Here is a 12090-nt window from a genome sequence, read left to right on the forward strand (position 1 = left end):
CGGCGACTCCTACGATAATGCGATGGCAGAGAGTATCAACGGGTTGTACAAAACGGAGGTTATCCACCGCGGGAGCTGGAAAAACCGGACGGAAGTGGAGTTGGCCACGCTGGACTGGGTGGACTGGTACAACAACAGAAGGCTGCTCGGGCGGCTGGGTTACATCCCTCCTACTGAAGCCGAAATGAACTATTACGCTTTGCAATTAGCATCAGAGGAAGCGGCGTAGTATTGCCAAAATTACTCTCTAATAAACTCGGGGTTATTCAAATCGACCCTCGCCGGCGCGCTGGAGCAGGTGTTGCATCAGCGCGGCATTAGCACCTATCTGCTGGACGGCGACAACGTCCGCCACGGTTTGTGCCGCGATCTGGGCTTTAGCGATGACGACCGGCGCGAGAATATCCGCCGCGTAGGCGAGGTGGCGCGGCTGATGGTCGACGCCGGTCTTATTGTGTTAACCGCCTTTATTTCACCCCATCGCGCCGAGCGGCAGCTGGTACGCGATATGCTGCCCGCCGGCCGCTTTATCGAAGTGTTTGTCGATACGCCGTTGGCCGTTTGCGAGGCGCGCGACCCCAAGGGGCTGTACCAAAAAGCCCGTGCCGGCGAGCTGCGTAATTTCACCGGCATCGACGCGGTTTATGAGGCACCGCAGCGCCCGGATCTGCATCTGGATGGCGAACAATTGGTAACAAATTTGACCGGTCGTTTATTAGATCTGCTGGATGAGCGCGTTATTATCAACATCTGAATGCGCTGCCGGCGAACGGGTGACCTTCGCCGGCGATTACCAGCCAGAGACAGGTCTTGATGCCGAACGTTACCGAGATAAAACGCGCTATTCCCTTCAAATTCAGCCTCGCCCCTGGCCGCACGCTTCGCCGGGATGAGCCGCCTTATGCCCTGTGGGGCGGTATCGCCGGTTTTGTCTTTTACTGGCTGGCTTTTGCCGTGCCAATCCTGCAATTTGGTGCCAACGCCCTGTTTTTCCTGCTCTACACCTGGCCGTTTTTTCTGGCGCTGCTGCCGGTGTGCGTGCTGTTGGGCGTCATTTATAGTGTGCTGCTCGGCAACCGGGTCTGCCTGTCGGTGCTGGCCACTGGATTGTCGGTGTTCAGCCTGTTCTGGCTGCTGTTCACTTTTCTTTCGGGCTGGTAACGGCCTGCGCGGCCCCTCGTCCGGTAACAAAGCGTAAAAAATCGGTAAAAAAGCCCCTGAGCCGCCAGCTTTTTGGCGCAAACGACGCGGTATTTGCCGGCTGGTGTGGAGTCCGGCCGCAAGTTATGGGATGATTACGCCGTCATTCAGGGGGCGGGATGGGAAAACTTACGCTGCTGTTATTAGTATTGCTTGGCTGGCTGCAATATTCGCTTTGGCTGGGTAAAAACGGCGTGCACGATTTGGTGCGCGTCGAGAGCGACGTTGCGGCGCAACAAAGCAATAATGCGCAGCTCAAAGCGCGCAACGATCAGCTCTTCGCGGAAATTGATGATTTGAACGGCGGCCAGGAGGCCATCGAGGAGCGATCACGCAACGAGCTTGGCATGATAAAGCCGGGCGAGACCTTCTATCGCCTGGTGCCGGAGCAGGCGAAACGGCAGCCGGCGGCGCCCGCGAACCAAGACAATCAATAATGACCTCTATAGCAGGGCAGTCCCCTGACGTTATCGCCATACTGCCGGCGGCCGGCATTGGCAGCCGCATGCAGACCGCCTTGCCCAAACAATATCTCACCATCGGTGACAAAACGCTGCTGGAGCACGCTATTGGCGCGCTACTGCGTCATCCCTGCGTTCGCGAGGCTGTGGTGGCGATAAGCCCGGACGACCGCTGGTACCACCAATTACCGGTCGCCGCCGACCCACGGGTGCGTGTCGTCACCGGCGGCGTGGCGCGTGCCGACTCGGTCATGGCCGCGCTGCGCCGCACGCGGGCGGCATCCTGGGTGCTGGTACACGATGCCGCGCGCCCCTGCCTTCACCAGGACGATCTGTGCCGCCTGCTGGCGATAACGGCCCATACCGAGGTGGGCGGGCTGCTGGCGACGCCGGTGCGCGACACCATGAAACGCGCCCACGCCGGCGCGGACATTGTTGCCACCACCGTCGAGCGCGAGGGTTTGTGGCACGCATTGACGCCGCAGCTGTTCGCGCGCGATCTGCTGATAACCTGCCTTGAGCGGGCGCTGGCGGAAGGCGCGACCGTCACCGATGAAGCCTCGGCGCTGGAGTATTGCGGTTATGCACCGCTGTTGGTGCCGGGGCGCGCGGACAACATCAAAGTGACCCGCCCGGAGGATTTGGCGCTGGCACGTTTCTTTTTTTCTCAATTGGCTACTACGGAGAGCGCGTAAATGCGTATCGGACACGGTTTCGACGTGCACAAGTTCGGTGGCGAAGGCCCGCTTATCATCGGCGGCGTGCGTATCCCTTATCCGCAGGGCCTGCTGGCGCATTCCGATGGCGACGTTGCGCTTCACGCCGCCACCGACGCCCTGCTGGGTGCCGCCGCGCTGGGCGATATCGGCAAATTGTTCCCGGATACCGATCCGGCCTTCAAAGGGGCCGACAGCCGTGCGTTATTACGCGAAGCCTGGCGACGGATTGCGGCTAAAGGCTACCGTCTGGGCAATCTGGATATTACCCTTATTGCCCAGGCGCCAAAGATGGCGCCGCATATTCCGCAAATGCGCGTGAATATTGCGGAAGATCTCGGCTGCCACATGGATGATGTCAACGTCAAGGCCACCACCACCGAGCAATTAGGCTTTACCGGCCGCGGCGAGGGCATTGCCTGCGAGGCGGTAGCGCTGCTGGTCAGGACCTCATGACCGACGATCTGGACTACCATCAACTGCACTGGTTGCAGGGCAAACCGGCCGCGACCGGGATTATAAAAGCCGGGGCGGCAGATTTTCAGGTACGTGAAGAGCTTGGCTTCGAGCCGGACGGCGAAGGGGAACATGTGCTGGTGCGGTTGCGCAAAACCGGCTGCAACACGCCGTATGTTGCCGAGGCGCTGGCGGCCTTCGCCGGTATTCCTGCCCGCGCGGTCAGCTACGCCGGGTTAAAAGATCGCCACGCCATTACCGAGCAGTGGTTTTGCCTGCATCTGCCCGGGAAAAGCGATCCCAACTTCGCGGCATTCCAGCTTGCGGGCTGCGAGATCCTCGCCACCGCCCGCCATCGGCGCAAGCTGCGCATCGGCACCCTTAAGGGCAACGCCTTCACCCTGACGCTGCGTGAGATAAGCGATCGTGCGGAGGTGGAGGCGCGATTGAACCGCCTTGGTCAGCAAGGGGTGCCGAATTATTTCGGTCATCAACGATTTGGTCATCAGGGTAATAATCTGACGCTGGCGCAGCGTTGGGCCCATGACGAACTGCGCATCAAAGATCGCGGAAAGCGCAGCTTTGCGCTTTCCGCCGCCCGCAGCGCTTTGTTTAATAGCGTGGTCAGCCAGCGCCTGGCGCAATTAGGGCCGGTGCGCGTGCTCGACGGCGACGCCTTGCAGTTAACCGGCCGCGGCAGCTGGTTTGTCGCAAGCCCGGCGGAGTTGCCGGTGCTGACCGACCGGCTGACGGCGGGGGAGCTTTCACTGACGGCGCCGTTGCCGGGGGAGGGCGCATTGGGTTCCCTTGCGGCGGCGGCGGCGTTTGAACAAACTTGTCTGGCGCCGCAGCCCGCACTCATGGCCCTGCTGGCGCGCGAGCGTTTGACACCGGCGCGCCGCGCCCTGCTGCTGCGGCCGGAGGCGTTACGCTGGCATTGGCAAGACGACGCAACGCTGACGCTGACGCTTTCCTTCAGCCTGCCTGCCGGCAGTTATGCTACGGCGGTAGTGCGTGAATTGCTTGATGCCCCGGCCGATATTGCCCATTAGCCCGCCCGTGCTCACCCGAATCCTTTCAGCTACAGTATGACGGCGGCGGTCCAGCCCGTCGCCGTGCCCGTGGCGCCCCCCTCTGTGCGGCGGCGAAATTTGCCTCATCCGCTGCATTGTCGGCTTCACCACGGTGACGTTTCATGCCATTATTGCTGTCTATTTCCGCCCTGATTGTGCGCCGGTGTCCCTGACCGGCGGCGGGTCAGGCCGGATTTTGCCTTTCACCGCAGGGCGGCGTGGTGCGGGAGATTATTCGATAAACTCAAACAAGACTATGCGCATACTTTTAAGCAATGATGATGGCATTCACGCGCCCGGCATTCAGCAGCTGGCGGACGCGTTACGCACGCTGGCTTGCGTACAGATCGTGGCGCCGGACCGCGACCGCAGCGGCGATATCGCCATCCTCTCCGGTACCCCGACCGATTGTGTCTATCTCGGCGTCAATGCCCTGATGCGCCCCGGGCCGGATATTGTGGTGTCCGGCATCAACGCCGGGCCGAATCTGGGCGATGACGTTATCTATTCCGGCACCGTCGCTGCCGCGATGGAAGGGCGGCATCTGGGTTATCCGGCGCTGGCGGTGTCGCTGAACGGCACCCGCCATTTCGCCACCGCCGCCGCCGTTACCTGCCACCTGCTGCGCGCACTGACGAGCACGCCGCTGCGCACCGGCAAAATTCTCAATGTCAATGTTCCCGACCTGCCGCTGTCGTCCCTCAAAGGGTACAAAGTCACCCGCTGCGGCAGCCGGCATCCCGCCAGCGAGGTTATCCGGCAAACCGATCCGCGCGGCCGGGAAATGCTGTGGATCGGGCCGCCGGCCGGCTCTTTCGATGAGGGGCCTGGCACCGATTTCGACGCCGTCAACCGCGGTTATGTCTCCCTGACGCCGCTGCAGGTGGATCTGACCGCCAACGCCGCCCTGCCCGTACTGAGCGACTGGCTCGGCAATACGGAGGGGCTCGGCCCATGGTAGACGGACGCACGCAGACGTTGCTGGCGCAGCTGCGCCAGCAGGGCATCCGCGATGAACGCCTGCTGCAGGCCATGGAAGCGGTCCCGCGCGAACGTTTTATCGACGAGGCTTTCGAGCATAAAGCCTACGATAACACCGCGCTGCCCATCGGCCTCGGGCAGACCATTTCCCAACCTTACATCGTGGCGCGGATGACCGAACTGCTGGTGCTGCAGCCGGCATCGAGAGTGTTGGAAATCGGCACTGGCTCCGGCTATCAAACCGCCATTCTGGCGCATTTGGTGAAGCACGTCTGCTCGGTGGAACGGATTAAAAAACTGCAATGGCAGGCCAAGCGCCGGCTAAAACTGCTCGACCTGCATAATATTTCCACCCGCCACGGCGACGGCTGGCAGGGCTGGCCGTCGCGCGGGCCGTTTGACGCCATTATCGTCACGGCGGCGGCGCCGGAAATCCCCCAGGCGCTGATGGCGCAGCTGGATGAGGGCGGCGTGATGGTGTTGCCGGTCGGCGAGGAACAGCAGCATTTAACGCGGGTACGGCGTAAGGGCGGCGAGTTCGTGGTGGAGACGGTAGAAGCGGTCCGCTTCGTTCCGCTGGTGAAAGGCGAACTGGCCTGACGCCCAGACGCTCAAATTTCTATACAAGTGTTTAATGGCGCAGGCGACCGGTTGTTGCTAGCATTAACGGCAGTATAATTATTATCTCAGAAATAACTGAAAATGCTCTTGTTACTGGGACAATAAGCCATAAAAGGATGTATAACACACAATGTCTGGCCTATTTGGAATGATGACTGGCGTTGCTGCCATAGGGGAGAATTGAGCATGGGAAGCCCGAAGAGCGCGTGGCGCCGCGTTGCGGTCTGTGCCATGGCGAGTATCTGGCTGGCGGGGTGCGCCAACAATGAGTCCAGCGCACCGATAAGCAGCGTGGGCGGCGGTAACGACGGCGGCGGTTACGGCGGCGGCAATGCCACCACCGTTGAGCGCGCGCCACAGCTCAGTCAGCCGCGTGCCGTGGTCAGCGGCGGCGAGCAGGGCCAGGTAAATGTCTCTCCGCAAGGGAATATTATTTACAACAGAAGCTATGACAATATTCAGAAAGGTTCCTATTCCGGCGCGACATACCAGGTAAAACGCGGCGATACGCTGTTCTATATCGCCTGGATTACCGGAAACGATTACCGGGATCTGGCGCAACGAAACAATCTACCGGAACCCTACAGCCTGAACGTCGGTCAGACGTTGCAGGTAGGCAACGGAACGGTACCGATTACCGGCAATGCGCCGGCGGGCACCGTGCTGGCGTCCAATGCCAATCAGAGCAATAGTGGCGTCGTGGTCGCCCCGGTTCCTACCTCGAATACACAATTGACAGAATCAAGTGTTGATTCTAATAAAAAAAACAATGGTTATCCTGAAAGTTCAAGTAAACAGAGTGTAGGGAAAATGTTGCCATCATCCAATGGCAAAATGTTACCTACCACCGGCACCGTTGTTACCACCACCGCGCCGGTCACAGCACCCAGCACGGCACCAGCCGCCACGGCGTCTGGCAGCACGGCAATCACCGGTTGGCGTTGGCCGACGGATGGGAAGATCATTGACAACTTTTCCGCCGCGGAAGGTGGCAACAAAGGGGTTGATATCTCCGGTTCCCGAGGACAGTCGATTTTGGCGACCGCCAACGGCAGAGTGGTTTATGCCGGCAATGCCTTGCGAGGATACGGAAATCTTATCATCATTAAACACAATGATGATTACTTGAGCGCCTACGCCCACAACGATACGATGCTGGTCCGAGAACAACAAGAAGTCAGGGCGGGGCAAAAAATCGCTACCATGGGTAGCACCGGAACCAGCACAACTAGATTACATTTTGAAATTCGTTACAAGGGGAAATCCGTAAACCCGCTGCGTTATCTTCCGCAGCGATAAATTGGCGGAATGTCACGACGTTCTGTCCTGGGATCACGGGTAGGAGCCACTATGAGCCAAAATACGCTGAAAGTTAACGAGTTACATGAAGAGGCCGAATTCGATGAGAATGGGGCTGAAACATTTGACGAGAAGGCGCTAGTCGATGAGCCTGCTGATAATGATTTAGCCGAAGAAGAGCTGCTGTCTCAAGGGGCAACCCAGCGTGTTCTGGACGCCACGCAGCTCTATCTGGGCGAGATCGGCTATTCCCCGCTGCTGACCGCTGAAGAAGAGGTCTATTTTGCACGGCGCGCACTTCGGGGTGATATTGCCTCACGACGCCGGATGATTGAAAGCAACCTGCGTCTGGTGGTGAAAATTGCCCGCCGTTACAGTAACCGTGGACTGGCGTTACTGGATTTAATCGAGGAAGGTAACCTCGGTCTGATTCGCGCGGTAGAAAAATTTGACCCGGAAAGAGGGTTCCGTTTCTCTACTTATGCCACCTGGTGGATTCGCCAGACGATTGAACGGGCCATCATGAACCAAACCCGTACCATTCGTTTGCCGATCCATATCGTCAAAGAACTGAACGTTTATCTTCGTACCGCGCGTGAACTGTCGCATAAACTGGACCATGAGCCGAGCGCGGAAGAAATTGCCGAGCAGCTGGACAAACCCGTGGAAGACGTCAGCCGTATGCTGCGTTTGAACGAGCGTATCACGTCGGTGGACACGCCGCTGGGCGGCGATTCCGAGAAGGCGCTGCTGGATATTCTGTCCGATGAAAAAGACAGCGGTCCAGAAGACACCACGCAGGACGATGACATGAAGCAAAGCATCGTCAAATGGCTGTTCGAGCTGAACGCCAAACAGCGTGAAGTGCTGGCCCGACGTTTCGGTTTGCTGGGTTATGAGGCCGCGACGCTTGAAGATGTTGGCCGTGAAATCGGTCTGACCCGCGAACGCGTGCGTCAGATTCAGGTGGAAGGGCTGCGTCGCCTGCGGGAGAGCCTGCAGGGTCAGGGCCTGAGCATTGAGGCGTTGTTCCGCGAGTAATTCTACCTTTGCGCCGGTCAGGCGCCATGTCAGGCCCGTCGGCGTTACTCGCGCCGGCGACGCCAACCAAAACGGTGAGGTTGCCCTCACCGTTTTTTTATGTTTTTGTCGCGCCGCAAGCCGCAAGCCGCAAGCCGCCAAACGCCAGATGCGAAAACTACAGCAATTTCTTCAGCCGGTACAACCACTCCAGCGCTTGGCGCGGTGACAGACTGTCGGGATCCAGGTTTTCCAGCGCCTCGACCGCCGGCGCCACGGGCTGTTCTTCCGGTTGCAGCAGCGACAGCTGCGAACCGTCCACGCTGCCTGCGGCCGCGCCGCTTGACAACGTTTCCAGCTCCCGAAGCTTCTGGCGTGCGCGTTTGATAACCTCGCGCGGCACCCCCGCCAGCGCCGCCACCGACAGGCCATAACTCTTACTGGCGGCGCCATCTTGCACGCTGTGCATAAAGGCGATGGTGTCGCCGTGCTCTACCGCGTCCAGGTGCACGTTAACCACGCCCTCCATTTTTTCCGGCAGGGTGGTCAGCTCAAAGTAGTGGGTAGCGAACAAAGTCATGGCCTTAATGCGGCCAGCCAGACTCTCCGCACAGGCCCAGGCCAGCGACAACCCGTCATAGGTCGACGTGCCGCGGCCGATTTCATCCATCAGCACCAGGCTCTGGCGCGTGGCATTATGCAAAATGTTGGCGGTTTCGGTCATCTCCACCATGAATGTGGAGCGGCCGGAGGCCAGATCATCGGCGGCACCGACGCGGGTAAAGATGCGATCCACCGGCCCGATAATGGCCTCGTCGGCCGGGACAAAACTGCCGATATACGCCAGCAGCACAATTAAGGCGGTTTGGCGCATATAGGTGCTTTTACCGCCCATGTTTGGACCGGTGATGATCAACATGCGCCGCGCGTCGGACAACGTCAGCGGATTGGCGATAAAAGGTTCGCTTAATACGTGCTCCACGACGGGATGGCGGCCGCCGCTAATGTGGATCCCCGGACGGGCGTCGACAGTCGGGCAGACATAGCGCAGCGTTTCCGCACGCTCGGCCAGATTGCTCAGTACATCCAGCTCCGCCAGCGCGGCGGCGCTCTGCTGAAGCGCCGCCAAATGGGGCAACAGCAGGTCGAACAGCTCATCGTACAGCGCTTTTTCCAGCGCCAGCGCCTTGCTTTTCGAGGTCAGCACTTTGTCTTCGTATTCTTTCAGTTCGGGAATAATGTAGCGTTCGGCGTTTTTCAGCGTTTGGCGCCGCACATAGCGGATTGGCGCCAGGTGGCTTTGGCCGCGGCTCAGCTGAATAAAATAGCCGTGTACGGCGTTGAAACCCACTTTCAGCGTTTCCAGCCCGGTTTTCTCCCGCTCGCGCAATTCCAGCCGATCAAGATAATCGGTCGCCCCCGCCGCCAGACCGCGCCACTCATCAAGCTCGGCATGGTAACCCGGGGCAATCACGCCGCCGTCGCGCACCAGCACCGGCGGCGCCTCGATAATGGCCCGCGCCAGCAAATCGCGCAGCGACTCGAATTCACCGACCCGGTCCAGCAATTGCGGCAGATACGGCTCCGATTGACCGGCGAGCAGCGCCTGAATGGCAGGCAACTGGGTAAAGGCATGACGCATGCGCGCCAGATCGCGCGGGCGCGCCGACCGCAGCGCCAGCCGCGCCAGCACCCGCTCCAAATCCCCGATCTGACGCAGTAGCGGCTGCAGATCCGCCACCTGCTCCTGTAGCGCACGAATACTCTGCTGACGGTGGCTGAGGGTGGTGAGATCCCGGGTGGGCATGTGCAGCCAGCGTTTCAGCATGCGGCTGCCCATGGGTGTCACCGTGCGGTCTAACACCTCCGCCAGGGTATTTTCCCCGCCGCCGCTAAGATTTTGCGTCAGCTCCAGATTACGCCGCGTCGCGGCATCCATCACGATACCGTCTTGTTGCCGCTCCAGGGTGATGGAGCGAATGTGCGGCAGCGAGGTGCGCTGGGTGTCTTTGACGTATTGCAACAGACAGCCGGCGGCGCGCAGGGCCAACTGCGCCCGCTCAATGCCAAAACCGGTTAAATCGCGGGTGGCGAACTGCATAGTGAGCTGCTGGCGGGCGGTATCGAGCTCAAACTCCCACAGCGGCCGGCGCCGCAGGCCGCGGCGCTGCTCGATAAGCGTCATATCCTGTAGCGTTTCCGGGTAAAGCAGCTCCGCCGGATTAGTACGCTGTAATTCCGCGGCCATCGCTTCGCGGTCTGCGGGCTCGGAAACCAGGAAGCGGCCTGATGTGATATCAAGCGTGGCGTAACCGAAACCCTGCGGCGACTGCCAGAGTGCGGCCAGCAGGTTATCCTGGCGTTCATTGAGTAACGCTTCATCGCTTAGCGTGCCCGGGGTAACAATGCGGACCACCCGGCGCTCCACCGGCCCTTTGGTGGTAGCGGGATCGCCAATCTGTTCGCAGATGGCGACCGACTTCCCCAGCGCCACCAGCTTGGCCAGATAGTTCTCTACCGCGTGATAAGGCACCCCGGCCATGGGGATCGGCTCGCCGGCGGAAGCGCCGCGTTTGGTGAGGGAAATGTCCATCAGCTGCGACGCGCGTTTGGCATCATCGTAGAAAAGCTCGTAAAAGTCCCCCATGCGGTAAAACAGCAGGATATCCGGGTGCTGCGCCTTCAGCTTCAGATACTGCTGCATCATGGGGGTGTGTGAGTCTAAATTTTCTGTTGTGCTCATTAGTTTATGATGTCCATTTTCTTATTTTTTAATGAGTTAGTGATTTTGTTGTTATCATTAAGTTTCACCATGTCTCATCGAATATCATGAAATCCTTCATAGAAATGTCGGTTTAACTATAGCTGGCTACCTATAGCCTGGTACAACATGGCTACATACAGCACAACCTACATTTTTTTCATGACTGCATAGGATGCATGATAACGGAGTCTTTATGGCAGGAAAATAAGAGGGAGAGCCTCTATCGTTTAAAATGACAGAAATGATGAGGCCGGGCGATAAGGACAAGGCTGATAGTGGTGAAAATCGTGGCTTACGCGTCTCATGTGGTGCCGCCGGCGCTAAGGCTTCTTTCTACCGTTACACGAGCCCCCTGACAGGCAAACGGGCTTAAGTCAAAAACCGGTAACTTCCTGCGGACATCTCTCGCCGCTGCCCGTCTGAAACCCAATGAATTAAAGCGCCTCCGTCAGGAAGGGCGCTGTCGTGCGTCAGAACGTAAGCAAGATAAGCTCCAGCGTGCGATTGCAGCTGAACAGGTTAACATCCCTCAAATGACCGTACAGGGGGGAATTGTGTCTTACCGAGCGTATTAGAGAGCGTAAACGAAAGACGGGAAGGTTATTCCCTTCGCAGACTACTAAAAAGCCGATCCAGCAAAAATAGTTAACTGAAAACACATGGCGTTGACGTGAAAGCAATCAAACGCATGATATACCTCATGGGACGCCCCACGACTTGCGGCTTACAGTGCGAACAGGACAATCCCGCGTGCAATGTCCAAATGAAGTGGCTGAGGCTGTGCTGGGTCATACTCGCGGCGGTGTTGAGGGGATTTACAACTGATATAAGTATGACGCAGAGTGCAGAAAGTGGTTGCAGGTTTGGGCTGATTATTTGGGGAATCTGCTGAAATAAGATGCGCAGTTTTTTAAATAATCAAGACAATTACGCTTGTAGGTCTGACCTATGCATAGCGATCTGAGTACTGAATAGGCTGTGCTTAAAAGCGAAAGCTGCAGAGTGTAAGTCGGGATGTTCTTACGCATTTGCTGGTGCTGTCGTATAGGGACCTCTGGCATGTTGACTTAACACCCACGTCGTTTTACCGCTCACAACAACATGCTATGACCTGTGGCCTGACTACTGTTAGTACAAAATAAGGAATAGAGCGGGAACGGAACAATAAGGAATGGAATATTTTAGTTAAGTCATGATGCCTGCAAGATGGCGATGAGTATAACCGCTTATATATTGAGGGATTAATAATGGCAAGCGCACTGGCTTATGTTGCCACGGATGACCGAGTGTTATGCCACTGCCCGGATCACTACGTTTTCGGATCTGCCGCACAGCATATCAGCACGATGCCGGGGACCCTGACCTCCCAATACGAGGCTGTAAAATAATCTGTGTAAATGGCATTTTTAGCAAAACCTTTAAAGGACTACAAAATGCCTATCAGCAACGATCTTATTGACCAATTGCTCCAGGATTGCCACTCCCCTCAGGACCTGTTG

11 protein-coding genes and 1 pseudogene are annotated in these 12090 nt (G+C 58.2%); 11 read left to right on the forward strand and 1 reads right to left on the reverse strand.

Features of this window, described 5'->3' with window-relative positions:
• From CINSTRO3249_RS07135 to rpoS, 11 genes and pseudogenes are all read left to right on the forward strand, one after another.
• Nucleotides 1-229 (forward strand): integrase core domain-containing protein (locus tag CINSTRO3249_RS07135; RefSeq protein ID WP_143146879.1); only part of this gene is annotated, 229 nt, incomplete at its 5' end.
• Between the two features lie 27 nt (nt 230-256).
• A pseudogene (gene cysC / locus CINSTRO3249_RS07140) lies at nt 257-754 on the forward strand (adenylyl-sulfate kinase); the annotation flags it as partial.
• Between the two features lie 56 nt (nt 755-810).
• Nucleotides 811-1161, forward strand: coding sequence for a DUF3561 family protein (locus CINSTRO3249_RS07145; protein ID WP_125933136.1), 351 nt, complete (start codon nt 811-813; stop codon nt 1159-1161).
• Between the two features lie 158 nt (nt 1162-1319).
• Nucleotides 1320-1637 carry a cell division protein FtsB gene (ftsB, locus tag CINSTRO3249_RS07150; protein WP_074012759.1) on the forward strand — a complete coding sequence of 106 codons (318 nt, stop codon included), beginning with the start codon at nt 1320-1322 and terminating at the stop codon, nt 1635-1637.
• Nucleotides 1637-2356 (forward strand): 2-C-methyl-D-erythritol 4-phosphate cytidylyltransferase, encoded by a 720-nt coding sequence (gene ispD / locus CINSTRO3249_RS07155; RefSeq protein WP_074012760.1) that lies wholly within the window; start codon nt 1637-1639, stop codon nt 2354-2356. Before ftsB ends, ispD begins: the two co-directional genes overlap by 1 nt.
• Nucleotides 2357-2833 carry a 2-C-methyl-D-erythritol 2,4-cyclodiphosphate synthase gene (gene ispF, locus CINSTRO3249_RS07160; RefSeq protein WP_074012761.1) on the forward strand — a complete coding sequence of 159 codons (477 nt, stop codon included), beginning with the start codon at nt 2357-2359 and terminating at the stop codon, nt 2831-2833.
• A gap of 8 nt (nt 2834-2841) precedes the next feature.
• Nucleotides 2842-3885: a tRNA pseudouridine(13) synthase TruD gene (gene truD, locus CINSTRO3249_RS07165; RefSeq protein ID WP_074012768.1), complete on the forward strand. Its 1044-nt coding sequence runs from the start codon at nt 2842-2844 to the stop codon at nt 3883-3885.
• Between the two features lie 277 nt (nt 3886-4162).
• A complete protein-coding gene (surE, locus tag CINSTRO3249_RS07170) occupies nt 4163-4867 on the forward strand; it encodes a 5'/3'-nucleotidase SurE (RefSeq protein ID WP_074012762.1) in 705 nt (234 codons plus the stop codon).
• Nucleotides 4861-5487 carry a protein-L-isoaspartate(D-aspartate) O-methyltransferase gene (locus tag CINSTRO3249_RS07175; RefSeq protein WP_074012763.1) on the forward strand — a complete coding sequence of 209 codons (627 nt, stop codon included), beginning with the start codon at nt 4861-4863 and terminating at the stop codon, nt 5485-5487. The genes surE and CINSTRO3249_RS07175 overlap by 7 nt, the downstream gene beginning before the upstream one ends.
• A gap of 201 nt (nt 5488-5688) precedes the next feature.
• Entirely contained in the window at nt 5689-6807 is a 1119-nt protein-coding gene (nlpD, locus tag CINSTRO3249_RS07180) for a murein hydrolase activator NlpD (RefSeq protein ID WP_125933137.1), read from the forward strand.
• Nucleotides 6808-6858: 51 nt separating this feature from the next.
• On the forward strand, nt 6859-7848 hold the full coding sequence (gene rpoS / locus CINSTRO3249_RS07185; RefSeq protein WP_074012765.1) for an RNA polymerase sigma factor RpoS: 990 nt from the start codon (nt 6859-6861) through the stop codon (nt 7846-7848).
• A 157-nt stretch (nt 7849-8005) separates the two neighbouring features.
• Here the strand turns inward: rpoS and mutS are convergent, their stop codons facing one another.
• Entirely contained in the window at nt 8006-10570 is a 2565-nt protein-coding gene (gene mutS, locus CINSTRO3249_RS07190; RefSeq protein ID WP_074012766.1) for a DNA mismatch repair protein MutS, read from the reverse strand.
• Between the last annotated feature and the right edge of the window lie 1520 nt (nt 10571-12090).

The organism is Candidatus Sodalis sp. SoCistrobi (assembly GCF_900143145.1).
Lineage (GTDB): Bacteria > Pseudomonadota > Gammaproteobacteria > Enterobacterales > Enterobacteriaceae > SoCistrobi.